Below are 16764 nucleotides of genomic sequence, written 5' to 3'. Positions count from 1 at the left end.
AACATACTGGCCGGCCTGGGTAGAGACCCAGGCCGGCATTTGAAGCATGACTGACCAAGGATACGCAATGTCACTCAACCCTGACCTGGCCGCCTTCCTCGAACTTGTCGAGTTTGGCCGCCTGACCGGCGCCAGCCGCGCCATGCACGAACAAACCGTCGAGCAGGCCCGCAGCGATTTTGAAGCCAGTTCGCAGGTCATCGACCCGAGCCCGCCCGGCGAGCTGTCGGTAACCGAGCTGCAGGTGCCGACGCGCGATGGCGCGCTGTTGCCGGCGCGCCTGTACCGCCGCCCGGATGCGGTTTCCGGGCAACCGGTGATCCTCTACCTGCATGGCGGCGGCTATGTGGTGGGCAGCCTCGATTCCCACGAAGCGGTGTGCCGACGCCTGGCCTGCCTGGGCGAGTTCGCGGTATTGGCCCCGACCTATCGGCGAGCGCCGGAACACGCTTTCCCGACGGCGCAGCTCGATTGCCAGGATGCCGTGGCCTGGCTGGCGGAAACCGCCGCACAACTGGGGCTGGACCGCGAGCGCGTGGTGTTCGCGGGTGACAGTGTCGGCGCGTCGTTGGCTGCGGGGCTGGCGATCGCCGCGGCACTGCCGCAGGCCGGGCTGGCATTGAAGCCGCTGGCGCAACTGCTGTTCTACCCGGTGACCGACATCAGCCAGGAGCGCGATTCGCACCAACGGCATGCGGCGGGTTACCTGCTGGAAACCCAGACGCTACGCTGGTTCTACCAGCATTACGCCCCCAACCCGGCTGACCGTCTGGACTGGCGCGCCTCACCGCTGCAGGCCAGGGACCTGCCGCCACTGGCACCCGCCTATGTCGGCCTCGCGGGTTTCGACCCGCTGTACGACGAGGGCCTGGCGTACGCGCGCCACCTGCAGGCCAGCGGCACGCAGGTGACGCTGTGCGACGAACAAGGCTTGACCCACGACTACCTGCGCATGGCCGGTATCGTCGGGGCGGTGGAGGGCATTTACCGAGACCTCGGGCAGTGGTTGCAGGCGCTGCTCGCGCGCTGACCGGGGGGGGGGGATTCGGGGCAAGAAAAAAGGCGGGCATCCAGAGATGCCCGCCTTTTGTTTGCGCCTTGATCAGAACTGGTATTTGGCCGAGAGCATCACGTTGCGCGGTTCGCCGTAGTAGCCACTGTAGAAGGTGGTATCCAGCGCGCTGATGTACTTCTTGTCGAAGACGTTGTTGACGTTGAGCGTGGTGGAAAGCTGGTCGGTCAGCTGGTAGCGGGCCATCAGGTTGACCACGGTGAACTGCTCCTGCTTGGCCTTGACGGTGCCCATGGCCGTGCTCGGGGTGACGGTGATGTGGGTACCACTCTGCCAGTTGGCACCGCCGCCGACCGTCAGGCGATTGAAGTCGCCCGGCAGGCGGTAGGTGGTCCACAGCTTGACCATGTTGGCCGGGGCTTCGGTGTTGATGCGCTCGTCGTCGGAGTCCTTGGTGATGCTGTGGTTGTAGCTGGCGGCGACGTTCCAGTCGGGCATCAGCTCACCGTTGGCTTCCACTTCGAAACCACGCGTGGTGGCACCGCTGACGGCCTTGTAGGCGGACGTGGTGGTACCCGGTACGACTTGGCCTGGATCGACCACGGCCAGGTTGTCCTGCTTGATTTCGTAGGCTGCGATGCTGGTGTTCAGGCGCCCACCGAAGAACTCGCTCTTCAGGCCGATCTCGTAGTTGTCACCTTCGCGTGGGTCCAGGGTCGCGCCGGTGGCGTCGCGTACGCTTTGCGGCTTGAAGATGCTGGTGTAGCTGGCGTAGACCGAGTGGATGTCGTTGAGGTCGTAGACCACGCCCGCGTAAGGCGTGACCACGCCGCTTTCGCGGTACTGGGTGTTGCGGTTGCTGGCCGGGGTCAGCACGTACTCCAGGTCGTAGTTGTACTTGTAGTTGCTGGCGCGTGCGCCAAGGATGATCGACAGGTCGTCGGTCGGGCGCAGGCGCGTGGCAATGTAGGTGCCGCTCTGGTAGATGGTGGTGTCGCCGTCATAGAGCTTGCCGTTGCTGGTGTTCGGCTCGTTGGTGTAGTTGTCCCAGTCGTAGAAGTTGACGTAGGTACCCTCGATGGCCGTGCCGCGCAGGGGCGAGTGACGGTTTTCGTAGCGCGAGAAGTTGTAGCCGACGATCAGCTCGTGCTGGCGGCCGAACAACTGGAACGGGCCCTGGGCCTGGACGTCGAGGCCGGTCTGCTTCTGCCAGGTGCTGCCGGCGCCACCGTACAGGCGCACGCCAGCACCGGTGTTGATGTCGGGGAAGCCCCAGCTGGCGGTGGCCAGCTTGTAGTCGTCGCGCTTGATGTACATCTGGTTGACGGCAACCTTCAGGCTCCAGTCATAGGCCAGCTTTTGCTCGATGCTGGCAAAGGTGTTCAGCGCGTCCTGCGGGTTGTGGCTCCAGCGTGCGGCGCTGTTGGTGGAGCGCGAGAAGTTGGTTTGCTGGCCGTTGCTGTAGAACAGCGGGAAGGCCACCGAAGACGAACCCTGCGGGTCGTTTTTCTGGTAGTCGGCGCCTACCGTGAGCAGGGTGGTGTCGGTGAGGTCGGCTTCCAGGATCCCGTAGAAGATCTGTTTTTCCTGGGAGTAATGGTCGACGTAGCTATTGTTCTGCTGATAGGCCGCCACCATGCGACCGCGCACGTTGCCGGTCGGGGTCAGCGGGCCGGACAGGTCGACTTCGGTGCGGTACTTGTCCCACGAGCCGACGCCCGCGCTGACATGCCCCTTGAACTCGGCGGTGGGGCGCTTGCGCACCATGTTGATGGTGGCCGAAGGGTCACCCGCGCCGGTCATCAGGCCGGTGGCACCGCGCAGCACTTCGACACGGTCGTAGATGGCCATGTCGGCCAGGCTCTGTGCCGACACCTGGCTGGCGATGTCCAGGGTGGTGGGAATGCCGTCGAACTGGTAGTTGTCGACGGAGTAGCCGCGCGAGTAGATGTTGAAACGCTCACTGCCCAGGCTCTGTACCGACAGGCCAGGGGTTTGCTGGAGCACTTCGGTGAGGTCGTTCAGGCCTTGGTCGTCCATGCGCTGGCGCGTGACCACGCTGATCGACTGCGGCGTTTCGCGCAGCGACAGTTTCATGCGCGTGGCGGTGCTGCTGATGCCGGTAGTGTACGAGCCGGTACCGTCGGTCTGCGCGCCCAGCCCCTGGCCGGTAATGTTGGTGGCACCCAGTTCCACCGCGCCATCCTTGTTGCGGGCAGTGATGGTCAGCGTGCCGCTCTGGAAGCTGTAGTTGACCGCCGCGTTGCCGAGCAACCGGCTGATGCCCGACTGTGCGCTGTAGCGGCCGATCAGGGCATTGCCCTGCATGCCTTCGAGGTCTTCCGGGCTGAACAGCACTTGCAGGCCGGCTTGCTGACCGAATGCCATCACCGCGCGTGACAGAGGCTGGGCCGGGACATTGAAGTCGATGTCCTGGGCCATTACCTGGGTTGCCAGTGGCAAGGACATGACCATCCCCATGGTCGATCCGAGCAGCTTGGGTTGCAGCAGGCGGCTTAGCTTAAGCGCCGTGGTGAGAGGTGAGAGGCTGTGTGTAGTTGGCATCGTACGCTCTGGAAAGGCTGGCTATTGATAATGATTTATATTTCCACTAGTGAGACGCAGAAGGCCGGAAAAACCGGAAAGATTTTTTCTATCCGGCTCGTCCGGCCTTCGATCAGGCGGGCTGTAGCTCGCAGACGACCTGGCCGCGGCTCAAACGGACCAACTGGTCGGCCGTGTCGAAGTAACGGTCGTCGTGGGAGATGACGATAATGGTCTTGCCCAGGCGCTTCAGGTCGGGCAGCAGCTGGGTGTAGAACACCCGGCGGAAGGTAGGGTCCTGGTCGGCGGCCCATTCGTCGAACACCAGCACCGGGCGTTCTTCCAGCCAGGCACTGACCAGGGCGAGGCGCTTGCGCTGGCCGGTCGACAGGTCGGTGGTACTGAACTTGCCGTCGCGGATACTGACCTTGTGGCTGATTTCCAGGCGTTCGAGGTAACGCTCGGCATCCTGGGGCACCGGTTTGTCTCCCTGGATCAGCTCGTCGAACAGGTAGTAGTCGGCGAAGATGGTGGTGAACAGTTGCCGGTAGTCGTCGCGGCTCTGTGCGGTCACCGGTTTGCCATCGATCATGATGCTGCCTTCCTGTGGTGCGTACAGGCCCAGCAGCAGCTTGATCAGCGTGGTCTTGCCACAGCCATTTTCACCGACGATGAACACGATCTCGCCCTGGTTGATGCGCAGGTTCACCGGGCCAAGCTGGAACGGCTCGCTGCCTTCGACCGGTGGGAAGCGATAGCGCACGTCACGCAGTTCCAGCACGTTCAGGTTCATCGGCGGCTGGCTGTGGTCGTCGAGCAACAGGTGCGGCTCGGGCGAGGAGAACTGGCTGGACAGTTCGGCGATGCGGCGGAACGCGATCTGCGCCTTGCTGATGATCGGCAGCGTGCTGATCAGGTGTTCGAGTGGCCCCTTCATGTACAGCAGCACCAGGACGAAACCGCTCATCACCGTCGGGTCGCTGCTTGGCCACATCGACTGCAACGCCAGTGCCAGGCCGATGACCACGAAGAACAGCATCGAACCCAGGCTCTTGGCAATCACGAAGGTGTTGATCGAGCGCATCTGGGTGGTGCAGATGCGTTCGGCGGTGTCCTGTATCCCGTGGCTGAACATGCGTTGGCGGCGCAGGCGGTGGATGCGCAGCTCCTTGGCGCCCGCGGCGATCGCATTGTAATGCTTCTGCAGTTCGTCCTCGGCCTCCCGGGCTGCCTCGAAACCACGCATGCCCCGGGCCCTGGCGATGTACTGCATGACCGTACCGAGGGCAATGGCCGCCAGCATGATCAGGAACATTGGCCACGACAGCATCGCCAGGTAGCCCATGCAGCCGATGACCACGGTCAGCGAGATGGCCAGCGGTGCGAAGACGAATGCGAACGCACTGATGGTGTCGACATCGCGGGTCAGCACCGGGATGAGGCGGTGGCTGCGGTAGCGCTCGATCTGGTCGATCGGTGCCGCCAGCACCTTCTCGCCCAGCGTCTTGCGCAAGGTGGCGATGATGTGTTGGCCGACGTGGTTGGTGCCGATATCCGAGCAGATCGTGCAGCCCAGTGCCAGCACGCAAAGGCCGGCAAAGCCGAACACCACGCCCTGGGTCAGCCCGGCATCGCTGTGCAGGGCCTGGTTGATGGTCGCGAGCAGTACGGTCACGCTCAGGCCGCCGATCATGCCCAGCACGATCGATACGCTTACCAGAGGCCAGAAAGGCCTGAGCAGGGTGAACAGTTCGCGGATGGCGCCGCGGGGTTTAGTGGACATGAGCGTCTCCCGATACGCGGGTCGTGGAAGGCTTACAGCTCACGGGCAACCCGGAAGCCAAGGAAATCGCCCCGGACTTCGGGGGCGCGGTAGTTGCGGTTGCCGGAGCGCGAAAATACCGGCGCTTCGCCCCAGTCGTTGCCGCGCATCACCCGGGTCTGGCATTTGCCGGTGGTCCAGGCGCTGCCATCGCTGGGCGCACCGATGTAGTTGGGATGGCCGCAGTCGGCGACCCATTCGTAGACGTTGCCATGCATGTCGTACACACCGAAGGCGTTGGGCGGGTAGCTGCCCACGGGCGCCGTGTACGAATAGCCGTCGGTGGGGCCATAGGTATTGGCGTGCTGGGCGATGCTGTATTTCTGTGCGTCGTCGTTGTCGAACGGGAACGGGAAGGGACCGCTGGAACCGGCGCGGGCGGCATATTCGCGCTCGGCCTCGCTGAGCATGCGGTACACATGCCCGGTCTTGGCCGACAGCCACTTGGCATAGGCCTGCACATCCGTGTGGCTGACGCACACCGCCGGTTGGCGCGGGCCCTGCTTGTAGCTTGGCTTGCTCGCCGTGCAGCGGCGGCCAGGGCGCTCGTCGCCGTCGGCGATGGTCACGCCGGCTTCCTTGATGTAGGCATCGAGCTCGCCGGCGGTGACGTGGTATCGACTGATGGCGAACGGCCTGGCGAAGGTCACTTTGTGCTGCGGGCCTTCATCGGGCTCGCGGCCGGTTTCACCTTCCGCAGTGCCCATCATGAAGTTGCCGGCAGGCAGCACGACCATTTCCGGGCAGTGGGGGCAGTCCCTGAACACACTGCCCGGTTGCGGTGCAGCGGCAGCCTGGGCTTGCGAGCATGCAGCGAGGGCCAGCAGGGCCGATGCGCCGAGCTGGCTCAGCCGCAGCAGCGATGGCCTGGGCGAAGCGGGGGGTAGATGAGGCATGGGCAAGATTCCGTCAGCAATGGCTAGGAGAAAGGCAAAGATCAACTGCGCAACGTTTGGTGCAGCACGTCGATCAAGCGGTCAATTTCGGCTTCGGTGTTGAGCAGGCCGGGCGCGGTGCGCACCACCGGGCCAACGTCACGCGCCACGGCATCGACGACGATGCGCTGGCGATTGAGCTGGCTGGCCAGCTGGTCGGCGTTCCGGTCCTTGACCCGGAAGAAGGTGAAGCCTGCGCTATGGCTGGCGTTGCGTGGCGTTACCAGCTGCACGGCCGGTAGTGTTTCAAGGCGTTGCTTGAGGTACTCGTTCAGGCCGTGGATGCGTGCCTGGATTGCCGCCTTGCCGTACTGCAGGTGCAGCTCGAAGGCTTTGCCCAAAGCCCAACGGTGCTCGAAGGCGTGATAGCCGCCCGGGCTCATCGTCGTGGCAAAGTCCTCGTCCTGGGAGAAGGTGGCAATGCTCGGCGTCAACGATCCAAGCTCGGTTGAGGCCGCGCAGATGATGCCGGTGCCACGAGGGCCGAACATCCATTTGTGTGTGCCAGCGATGAAGTAGTCGCAGTTCAGGTCGGCAAAGCGCATGTCTTCGACGCCAAACCCGTGTACTCCATCGATCACGTAGAGCAGGCGATCGTGTTCGTCGCGGTTGCGGTTGATTTCGCGCACCAGCGCGCCGATCTCGCCAACGGGCAGTTTGACGCCACTCCCGGAGTGGACCCAGGTCATGCCCAGAACCCTGGTTTTGGGGCTGATGGCGGCAGCGAGGGTGCCCAACACCTGGTCGGTGCTGATGTTCCATGGCTGATCGAACAGGCGTAGCCGGCGTACCATCGTGCCATCGCGCGCGGTGCGCAACTTGAGGGTGTGGCGGGCTGCGGAATGCTCGTGCACGGTGGTCAGCACTTCCTGGCCCGGGGCGATTTTCAGGCCTGCGTAGATCAGGGCCAGGCCTTCGGTGGTACTGCCGGTAAGGGCAATCTGGCGCGGGGCCACTTCAAGGTAGCGGGCGGCAGCCTCGCGCACCTGATCTTCATGCTTCCACTCGGACTGGCTGTCCCAGTCGACCAGGCGGGCAGGGTGCTGGTCGAATTGCGCACGCAGGGCTTCAATCGCCTCGCGCACCGGCCTGGGATGTGAGGTGATCAGGAAGTTGGCAAAGTGGGCATAGTCCGGATCCAGCTCGAACAGGCTGCGAAAACCTGCCCAGCTGTCATCGGCATTGGCCAGTGCCGTGGCGGCCTGGGCGCCGGGCACAAACCGTGCAGCCAGGGGCAGGCTGACGGCGAGCAGGCCGGCTTGCTTGAGAAAGGTACGGCGATCGTTCATGAATGCGCTCGCTGGGTCATCGGGCCGACGTGGCGTTGGGCTTGGCGGCGCTTTGCACCTGCTCCCACACACGCAGGAAGTTGCCGCCCCAGAGCTTGGCGATGTCCGCCTCGGAGTAGCCGCGGGTTATCAGTTCTGCGGTGACGTTGCGTGCTTCGCTGGCGTCGTGCCAGCCGTCGATGCCGCCGCCTTCGTTGAAGTCCGAACTGAGGCCGACATGGTCGATGCCGACCTTGCGCACCGTGTAGTCGATGGCGTCGCCGTAATCCTTGAGTGAAGCGGGTGGCTCTTCGTCGAGGATCGCGTACAGCGCGGTGGCATACTGGCCGACCTTCTGCTCGGGCCAGCCGGCGATCACCGGGTCCCCGGGCATCAGCGCATAGTTGAGGTTGGTCAGCGGCGGCAGGTCATACTGCGCCCGCAAGGTGTTGAGCTTGTCCTGCGTCTTGCTGCTCAGTGGCTTGAGGTAGGTGGAGAAGGCCACCAGCTGCACGACCCCGCCACTGTCCTTGATCAGTTGCAGCTCCTTGTCGGACAGGTTGCGGTTGATGTCGACCATGGCCCGCGGGGCCGAGTGGGAAGCCACCACTGGCGCCCGGCTGAGCTGCACTACCTGGGCCAGCGCCTTGCTGGACATCTGCGACACATCGATGATCACGCCAAGGTCGTTGAGCCGCTGCACCGCACGCTGGCCAATCGGCGACAGGCCGTCCAGCGCATCGGCGGTGTCGTTGAAGAATGGCAACGGGCGCGAGGAGTCAGCCCATCGGTTGTTGCCCACATAGCTGAAGCCGAACATGCGCACGCCGCGCGCTGCCCAGCGGTCGAGCTGGTCGATGTCATCGCCGAACGCGTAGGCATTGAGCATGCTGAGGAAGATCGCGAAGCGCCCCTCGCCGTGCAGGCGTCGCATGTCTTGCGGGGTGTAGGCGATGCCGGCCTGCTCGGGGAAATCGCGGACCATGGCGCTGATGGCATTGTAACGGACTTCCTGGGTATGCCTTGCCGCCTCGACGAAACCGTCGGTGGGGCGATGTGGGCCATTGCTGCCCGTCCATGATTCGGGCCAGGCAAAGATGGTCAGGGCGGCGCCGGACAGACGGCCACGTGCAGCCTTGGCCAGGTCGAAGCGGCCACGGCCGTCCTGGTCGGCTTCGTTGCCTCTGCTGCCGAAATTCAGCGGCAGGGTGACATGGCTGTCGAACGAAATGATGCGTTCCTGCAGGTCGTTGGCTTGGCGCACCACCTCGCGAGGGTAGCCGGCCGGGGTTTTCAGGTACTGCCAGGCGGCCAGCCCGGCACCGGCGACAACGGCCGCGCTCAGGCTGATGTACAGGGCTTTTTTCCAGCGTGGTGTCGTCATCTTGGTCTCAGTAGGTTCACCGTCGAGGGATGGGCACAGAGGCCGCCGCTACCTGGAGGGAACGAGCCCGCACGGTGGAAATTTAGCCGCCTGTCCTGCACCTGACGGCGCCAGGCAAGCCTGCGCACTGCGGTAAATTTCACCGTGCCTGCAACGTTCTAGCCTTGGACGGGCCGTGCTCCATGGCCGCAATGAATGCGCAGGTAGTTGCAATGACGATTTCTCGACGCTGGTTCATCGCCGGTGTGGCATTGACGGGGGTGGCGGTGCCGGGGGCGCTTTATCTTCAGCGCCAGCGAGCCACCGAAGAATTCCCGGAGACCCCCGGCGAGGCGGTGGTCGAGTTGGCTGACAGCCGCCTGCGGCAGCTGGGCGACTCGCTGCGTGGCGTGTGGCGATGGACTGCGCTGGGCGAGGACGCAGGCCTGCTGGGCTTGCCCGAGGGCGATCTGGAATTGTTCCTGGATGTTGCGCCAAGTGGGCGTGGCCTGCGCGGCTTCCTTGACACCCCCGAGCGCCTGCGGGGTGAGGCGCAGCCGCGTTATCGCGTGGTCGGCGACCTGCTGGCGGACAAGCCGGGCACACTGCGCTGGCGGTTGCTGGGTAATGAAGCGGGCGAGCAGCCGGTGCGTTACGAATGCCATATCGTGCTGGACGAGGTATGGGGGGCTTTCGGCAATGCCGGGCCAGCCACCCTGAATGGGCGCATTGCCTCGATGGACCGCTCGCTGGCATTGCCGCTGCAGGACAACCGCTTCATGGCGCTCAAGCGTACCTTCCCCGAAGCGCGCGAGCGTACGCCACTGTCACCGCAATTGCTGGCCTGGCTGATTGCCCCGGAGCACCGTTTGTTTCACCAGCTCTGGCATGCCTCCCGCGACAAGTGGCACAAGCTTGACGACGACAAGCACGCGGCCTTGCGCGGCCTCGGCTGGCAGCCGGGGCCGCGTGACCGGGAGCGTGACGCGCGTGGGCGGCACAAGGACCGCAATGGGTCGGGTGAGGACTTTTTCTTCATGCATCGGCATATGCTGCGCAGCGCCCGGGCCATTCAGCCATTGCCGTCGTGGACGCGATTCCCGCTGCCGCAGCCGGAACTCGAGCGTGATCGCGCCGGTTTCGCCCGCTATTTCGACAACCACGACGGCAACGCCTTGCCGCCCACCTGGCTGGCGCCGGGGGATGCCGAATACACCCAGTGGGTACGGGACATCAAGAGCCCGGACACCTTCAATGGCAACTTCCAGGTCTGGGAGTCCCGCTACAGTGACCCGGAGTACCTGAGCACCCTGACCTTGGGGCAGTTCGGCTCGGAAGTTGAACTGGGCTTGCACGACTGGCTGCACATGCGCTGGGCATCGGTGCCGCGTGACCCGGCCAATGGCATGCCGGTGCCGATGGCGCGCACGCCGAACGATTTTGCCCAACGCTGGTATGGCGCCGAAAACGACTTCCTCGGCGACCCGTTCTCATCCCATGTGAACCCTGTGTTCTGGCATTTCCATGGCTGGATCGACGACCGCATCGAGGACTGGTTTCGCGCTCACGAACGGCTGCACCCGGGTGAAGTACGGCGCATGGAGATCAACGGTGTGCCGTGGTTCGCGCCGGGGCGCTGGGTGCAGGTGGCCGACCCGTGGCTGGGGCCGGATACCCACGGTTGCTCCAACGTACCGGGGCTGCTGCCAGGGCGTAGCGTGGAGATGGACCCGGAAACCATGAAGCTGGCACTGCGCATCATCTACGGCAATGACGACATCTTTGCCAAGCTGCGGCCGAAGGTGCCACAGCGGCCCTGGTATGCGCGCAACCTCAAAGTCGTCGGGCAGCTGCGTTAGTACACCTTGGCAGTGCAGAGGCCATGGGAGCGGGCCTTTCCCATGGCCTCGTTGTCAACGTGACTGCACCTGCCAGCCCCCTCCCAGTGCTTTGTACAACGCTACGCTGCCTTGCAGGCGGGCCAGGCGCAGCTGCGCCTGCTGATCCTGCGCCACGTATAGCGTGCGTTGCGTCTCCAGCACGGTCAGCAGCGTCTCAGCCCCTGCGCCATAACGTTGCTGGGCCAGATCGAAGGCCTGACGAGCCTGCTCGACCTCCTCATCTTGCCATTGCTGTTGACGCTCGACGCCCTGGATGGCGTTGAGGGCTTTTTCGACATCGGCAAACCCGGCCAGGATGCTGCTGCGGTAGTTTTCCAGCAGCTCGTCCTGCTCGGCTTCGGCCAGCGCACGCGCGGCACGCAGCCGGCCGTTGTTGAAAACGGGAGCGACCAGGCCGGCCGTGAGCGTGTAGTAGGAACTGTCGAACATCCGGGCAAAGGTATTCGCGCCCGTGCCCAGGGTTGCGCCGAGCGTGACCTGGGGCAGCAATGCGGCCTTGGCCACCTGCACATTGGCATTGGCGGCTGCCAGGCGTGCTTCGGCGGCCGCAATATCCGGTCGCCGGGCCAAAAGCTCGCTGGGCACGCCACTGCCTATGGATGGCCACTGCACGGTGGCGATCGTCTGGCGGCTGGCGGGCAGAGCCTGTACCGGGTCACCGAGCAGGGTGGCGAGGGTGACCCGGTTGTCCTGCCGTTGCTGTTCGAGCAGCGGCACCTGACGCTGCTGGGCAGCCACCAGGCTGCGCTGCTGGGCAAGCTCCAGGCGCGTGGCTGAACCTGCGCGCTGGCGGGTTTCGACCAGCTTCAGCACGTCTCGGGCATTGCGCAGGTTCAGGCGAGCGATACGCAGCTGTTCATCCAGAGCCAGGCCTTGCAGGTAGCTGTTGGCAACGGCACTGACCAGGGTGAGCTCCACCGTCTGGCGGTCGAAACGGCTGGCGTCGAGGTCGTGCAGGGCGCTGGCGCGTGCTGAGCGCAGCCCGCCCCAGAAATCAAGCTCGTAGCTGGCGGTGAGTTGCGTGCCGAAGGTGCTGTAGGTGGGGGCACTTTTGCTGACATCCAGCGCATTGTTGCCGGGCCCGTGCAGCAGGCGCTGGCGACTGCCATCCAGGCCAAACTGTACTTCGGGCAGCAGTGGTGCCCCGGCAATCACAGCTTGCGCCTGTGCCTGGCGCACCCGTGCGGTGGCAGCGGCGAGGTCATGGGCATTGTCACGTGCGCGCTCGACCAGTTGGTCCAGCTCGTTGCTGGCGAAGGTTTGCCACCAGCGTGTCGAGGGTGGGGCCACCGTGGGCAAGGAAGTCCCACCCTGCCAGCTCTGTGGTGCGGTGATACCGCTTGAAGGTGCATGTGGGGTACTACAGGCAGTGAGCCCCAGGCAGAGGGTCAACAGGCTTATGCGGCTTGGCAAGGTCATGGCTTATTCGCTGGTAAGGGCTTTCACCGGGTCGAGTCGGGCGGCCTTGCGTGCTGGCATGAAGCCGAACACGATGCCGGTGACGACGGCGCAGGCAAACGCGCCGAGAATGGCAGGCAGGGCAAAGGCCACGGCGATGCCGGCGAGCATCAGCCCGCCACCGATGCCCAGGGCCAGGGCGATGCCGCTGAGGCCCCCGACCATCGACAGCATCACTGCCTCGCTGAGAAACTGGCGCAGGATGTCGCGCTGGCGTGCGCCCGTGGCCATGCGGATGCCGATCTCGCGGGTGCGTTCGCGCACGGTCATGAGCATGATGTTCATCACCCCGATACCGCCGACCAGCAGCGAAATGGCGGCAATCGCACCGAGCATCAGCGACAGGCTGTTCTGCGTGCGCGCCTCGGCCTGGATCAGCGCCGCATCGTTGGTCAGCTCAAAGTCGTGGCGGCCTTGGTGGCGTTGGCGCAGCAAGCGGTCGATGGCCTTTTCGGTGTCGTTGACCTGTGTCGAGTCGCGTGCGGCGACGGTGATGTAGTCCGGGTCGCGGTGGCCGAACAGGCGGATCGCCGCAGCAGAGTAGGGCACCACGATGCGTCCGTCGCTGTCCTGATCGCCAGAGCTGGCTCCCTTGCCGGCGAGCACGCCGACCACCTGGAACGGTACATTGCCGATCAGCAGGTACTGGCCGATCGGGTTGGCGTGGTCACCGAGCATTTTTTCCCGTACTTTCTGGCCGATGACCGCCACCGCCGCGGCGCTGGCTTCGTCGGCCTCGCTGAAGAAGGCGCCTTCGACGACTGGCCAGTTGAAGATTTCCTCGAACCAGGTGTTGTTGCCACCTACGTAGAACATCTGACTGTTGTTGTTCTGGCGCACCATCAGCTTTTCCCCGATCACCGGCATGATGCGGCTGACCTGCGGCAGTTCGCCGATAGCCGCTACGTCGTCGAGGGTGATGGTGCCCGCCGGTTCGCCCAGCGTCGCCGCCTTGCCGTTGAGGTAGAGAATGTTCGAGCCGAAGGCGGCCATCTGCGCCATGACCTGGCGTTTGCTGCCTTCGCCGACGGCCAGCATGACCACCACCGAAGCGACGCCGATGACGATGCCAAGCAAGGTCAGGGCAGTGCGGAAACGGTTGATCCACATCACCCGCCACGCGGCCTGAAGGGCTTCGAGCAGCTCGCCTTTCCAGGCGCCGCGCAGGTTTGCGCCGCGGTCCAGGCGCTGGCGCAGTTCATCGGCCTGCAGCCCCTGGCGGGTGTCGCCGGTGCCCTGAGCGCTGGCAGAGTCGCTGGTCTTGAGGCCATCGCGGATCGCGATGACCCGGTGCGCACGGGCCGCCACTTCGCGGTCGTGGGTGATCAGGATGATCACGTGGCCTTGGCTGGCCAGTTCGTCCAGCAGGGCCATCACTTCCCTGCCACTGTGGCTGTCGAGGGCGCCGGTAGGTTCGTCGGCGAGGATGATATGGCCGCCGTTCATCAATGCACGGGCGATCGATACCCGTTGCTGCTGGCCGCCGGACAGTTGGTGCGGGCGGTTGCCGCTGCGGCTTGCCAGGCCCAGGCGCCCCAGCAGGGCGGCAGCGCGGGCATGGCGATCGCTGGCGGGTGTGCCGGCGTAGATGGCTGGCATTTCGACGTTTTCCTGGGCTGACCCGGAAGGTATCAGGTGGTAGCCCTGAAAGACGAAGCCGAACGCTTCGCGGCGCAGCCAGGCCAACTCGTCGCTGCCCAGCTCGGCCACGTCCTTGCCGGCAAAGCGATAGCTGCCGGAAGTCGGCCGGTCGAGGCAGCCGAGGATGTTCATCAGCGTCGATTTGCCGGAGCCAGAGGCGCCGACGATGGCGACGAATTCGCCAGGGTGGATGCTCAGGCTGATGCCTCGCAGCACGTCCACCTTGGGCGTGTCCTGGCCGCCGTATGATTTGCGGATGTCGAGCAGTTCAATCAGGGGCGTAGTCATTCATCCTCCACTGGCGGGGCTGGCGCCAATCACCAGGCGCTCGCCCTCGCGCAGGCCGTCGAGTACCTGGACCCGCAGGCGGTCGCTCAGGCCGGTACGCACCTGGCGTTGGCGGACCTTGCCGTCCGGGTCGAGTACCTGGGCCAGGCGCTGGTCACCGCGGTCATCCAGCGCCGACAGCGGCACGCTGAGCACCTGGCTGGCCTGGCCGGCGACGAAGAACACCTGGGTGGTCATGTCGGCCATCAGTGCGCCATCCGGATTGTCGACGTCGAGCAGCACGGTGTACTGCACCACCTGGCTACCGGTGGTGCCGCTGGTGGCGGCGACCGGGCCGCCGCCACCGCGGCTGGTTTGTTCGAGGGGTTTGGGCGGGATGGGCAGGATCTGCCTCACGTTGCTGGCCCAGCGGCGTTTGCCGCCGGCCAGGGTGGTGAAGTAGGCAGTCATGCCGGGCTTGACCTTGCCGATATCGGCTTCGGACACCTGCGCCCATACGGTCATCGGTGACAGTTTGGCGATCCGCAGGATCAGCGGCGTTTGTTGCTGGGCATTGAGGGTTTGGCCCTCACGGGCATCCACCGCCACCACGGTGCCATCCATCGGCGCATAGATGCGCGTGTAACCCAGTTCCGCCTCGTCGCTGCGCAGGCTGGCCTGGGCCTGGCGGATCTGCGCCTGGAACATCTCGATACGCGCCTGGGTCACTTTCAACTGGGCAGCGGCTGCCTGCAGGTCCTCATCGCGAGTGGCGCCGGCGGCGGCCAGGTCGCGCTGGCGTTTCAGTTGCTGTTGGGCGAGCTGAAACTGGGCGCGTTGTTCGGCCAGCTGGGCCTTGAGATTGTCAATCGAGAAGCGTCCGGCGTCGAGGCGGGCCTGTTGGGTCGAGGGGTCGATCTCCACCAGTAACTGGCCTTTGCGCACGGGGTCGCCGGCTTCCACGTGCAGCTTGCGGATCTGCCCGGAGGCCTGGGCGCCGACGTCGACATAGCGCCGGGGTTGCAGGGTACCCAGGGCGGTGACGCTGCTTTCGATGTCGGCGCGGGTGACCGTGACGGTACTGACTGGCAGCGTGCCGAAAGGCAGGGCCTTCCAGGCCAGCAGGCTGCCCAGGCTGAGCAGACCGAGGCCACCAAGTACCAGGCGACGGCGGATAGGGGATTCACGTCTCATGAGGGCTTCCAGCCGGAGTGATGGCTGCACGCTGGCAACTGCGTGCGCAGGGAGGTCCCCGATAGACGAAGGCAGCGTGGCGGAAATTAGCTGGGCGGGTCGAACCGATCGTGTTGCTGAGAATAATTATAATTTGTAAGATGCCAGCCTGATATCATTCAGCCTCCCGCCTTGCTCGGCCCTGGTTGGCAAGGACGTTTCAGGTACCGTCGTGGAACACTACTATCGCGAATTGGTGAGCTTCCTCTGCGCGCGCCTTGGCAGTCGCCAGGCGGCGGAAGATGTTGCCCACGATGCCTACCTGCGCGTGCTGGAGCGCACCGATCTTCAACAGATCGAGCATCCTCGGGCCTTCCTCTATCGCACTGCGCTCAACCTGGTGGTCGACCGCCATCGGCGGCATTTGGTCCGACAGACCGAACCGTTGGAAGTACTTGAACAGGACGAGCGTTGGCATAGCTCCGCGTTTCCCCAGGACATGCAACTGGACCAGCGCCTGGCCCTCATGCAGAAAGCGTTGGATGAATTGAGCCTGCCTTGTCGGGAAAGCTTCCTGCTGCGCAAGCTTGATGGCCTGTCGCATCAACAGATCGCTGAGCGCCTGGGTATCTCCCGTAGCCTGGTGGAAAAGCACATCGTCAATGCGATGAAGCACTGCCGGGTGCGGATGCGGCAGTGGGAGTCCTGAAAAAGTCATGCAGTGCGTGTGAAAAATCTGTGTGGTGGCGACTTGATTTCTCACTGTTAACCGACAAATATCTAAATTGACCCCTCCAAGCGCAGCCTTGGTGGTTGCCTGTTGCTGGCGCAGTCTGGTCAGGGAGTTTGCCCTTTTTCCTTACTGCCCAGGCCCAACCATGGCGAACAAGACCCTGCGCATACTGATTGCCGACGAGCACCCGTACCAGCGCCTGCAGCTGGAACGCCTGCTCAACGGGCTGGGCTATTACCGCATTGCCCCGGTGGAAAGCTTCGATGAACTGCAGCGCCTGGTGCACTGTGCGCTTCAGCCGTTCAACCTGTTGCTTGGCAACATCGAGTTGGCCAGCCATGCCGGCGTCGACCTGGCGCGCTTTTGCCGGGTGAGCGCGCAGATCCAACACGCGCTGCTCTACCACTCCCAGCACCTGAAAGTGCCTGCGGTGCCGCAAACCGAACGCCAGGCGGTGAACGTCAGCTTGCCGCAGGTACCGGATAACGAGGCGTTGGAGTCGTTCATGGCGATCATCGATGCGCCCTTGGTCATAGGCAAACTGCCGCTGCCGCCGGGCATGTCCAGTGGCAGTACGCCAGCCATTCGCCACCGGAACTTCGCCCACACTGTTTTCAGCCGATAGGCCGTTCGTTGGGGGCAAGGCA

General features: G+C 64.4%; 12 protein-coding genes. 4 read left to right on the top strand and 8 right to left on the bottom strand.

Annotated elements, in window-relative coordinates; translation table 11 throughout:
- Nucleotides 1-67 precede the first annotated feature (67 nt).
- On the top strand, nucleotides 68-1030 hold the full coding sequence (locus tag PVV54_RS17515; RefSeq protein WP_274906471.1) for an alpha/beta hydrolase: 963 nt from the start codon (nucleotides 68-70) through the stop codon (nucleotides 1028-1030).
- Between the two features lie 72 nt (nucleotides 1031-1102).
- Here PVV54_RS17515 and PVV54_RS17510 read toward each other — a convergent pair whose 3' ends face one another.
- The 5 genes from PVV54_RS17510 to PVV54_RS17490 form a co-directional block, all read right to left on the bottom strand.
- A complete protein-coding gene (locus tag PVV54_RS17510) occupies nucleotides 1103-3577 on the bottom strand; it encodes a TonB-dependent siderophore receptor (protein ID WP_274906470.1) in 2475 nt (824 codons plus the stop codon).
- Between the two features lie 112 nt (nucleotides 3578-3689).
- Entirely contained in the window at nucleotides 3690-5339 is a 1650-nt protein-coding gene (locus tag PVV54_RS17505; RefSeq protein ID WP_274906469.1) for a cyclic peptide export ABC transporter, read from the bottom strand.
- 32 nt (nucleotides 5340-5371) lie between these two features.
- The gene (pvdO, locus tag PVV54_RS17500) at nucleotides 5372-6274 is read right to left on the bottom strand and encodes a dihydropyoverdine dehydrogenase (RefSeq protein ID WP_274906468.1); all 903 of its coding nucleotides are present in this window, start codon (nucleotides 6272-6274) and stop codon (nucleotides 5372-5374) included.
- 41 nt (nucleotides 6275-6315) lie between these two features.
- Nucleotides 6316-7602, bottom strand: coding sequence for a pyoverdine-tailoring periplasmic protein PvdN (gene pvdN / locus PVV54_RS17495; protein ID WP_274906467.1), 1287 nt, complete (start codon nucleotides 7600-7602; stop codon nucleotides 6316-6318).
- A gap of 16 nt (nucleotides 7603-7618) precedes the next feature.
- On the bottom strand, nucleotides 7619-8965 hold the full coding sequence (locus tag PVV54_RS17490) for a dipeptidase (RefSeq protein ID WP_274906466.1): 1347 nt from the start codon (nucleotides 8963-8965) through the stop codon (nucleotides 7619-7621).
- A 212-nt stretch (nucleotides 8966-9177) separates the two neighbouring features.
- On the opposite strand from PVV54_RS17490, the gene pvdP reads away from it, so the two are divergent.
- Nucleotides 9178-10803, top strand: coding sequence for a pyoverdine maturation tyrosinase PvdP (gene pvdP, locus PVV54_RS17485; RefSeq protein WP_274906465.1), 1626 nt, complete (start codon nucleotides 9178-9180; stop codon nucleotides 10801-10803).
- Between the two features lie 54 nt (nucleotides 10804-10857).
- Here pvdP and PVV54_RS17480 read toward each other — a convergent pair whose 3' ends face one another.
- Genes PVV54_RS17480 through PVV54_RS17470 form a run of 3 tightly spaced genes read right to left on the bottom strand, consistent with a single transcriptional unit; the run spans nucleotide 10858 to nucleotide 15405 of the window.
- Nucleotides 10858-12264 carry an efflux transporter outer membrane subunit gene (locus PVV54_RS17480; RefSeq protein WP_274906464.1) on the bottom strand — a complete coding sequence of 469 codons (1407 nt, stop codon included), beginning with the start codon at nucleotides 12262-12264 and terminating at the stop codon, nucleotides 10858-10860.
- Nucleotides 12265-12267: 3 nt separating this feature from the next.
- A complete protein-coding gene (locus tag PVV54_RS17475) occupies nucleotides 12268-14232 on the bottom strand; it encodes a MacB family efflux pump subunit (protein ID WP_274906463.1) in 1965 nt (654 codons plus the stop codon).
- Entirely contained in the window at nucleotides 14233-15405 is a 1173-nt protein-coding gene (locus PVV54_RS17470) for an efflux RND transporter periplasmic adaptor subunit (RefSeq protein ID WP_274906462.1), read from the bottom strand. It abuts the gene before it with no gap.
- 211 nt (nucleotides 15406-15616) lie between these two features.
- On the opposite strand from PVV54_RS17470, the gene PVV54_RS17465 reads away from it, so the two are divergent.
- A complete protein-coding gene (locus tag PVV54_RS17465) occupies nucleotides 15617-16093 on the top strand; it encodes a sigma-70 family RNA polymerase sigma factor (protein ID WP_274906461.1) in 477 nt (158 codons plus the stop codon).
- Between the two features lie 169 nt (nucleotides 16094-16262).
- Nucleotides 16263-16742, top strand: a complete 480-nt coding sequence (locus tag PVV54_RS17460) for a histidine kinase (RefSeq protein WP_274906460.1) — start codon at nucleotides 16263-16265, stop codon at nucleotides 16740-16742.
- Nucleotides 16743-16764: the final 22 nt, after the last annotated feature.

This window comes from Pseudomonas sp. PSKL.D1 (genome assembly GCF_028898945.1).
GTDB lineage: Bacteria > Pseudomonadota > Gammaproteobacteria > Pseudomonadales > Pseudomonadaceae > Aquipseudomonas.
Note: the sequence above shows the minus strand (reverse complement) of the source record. Positions and strands in the feature narration are given on the sequence as shown.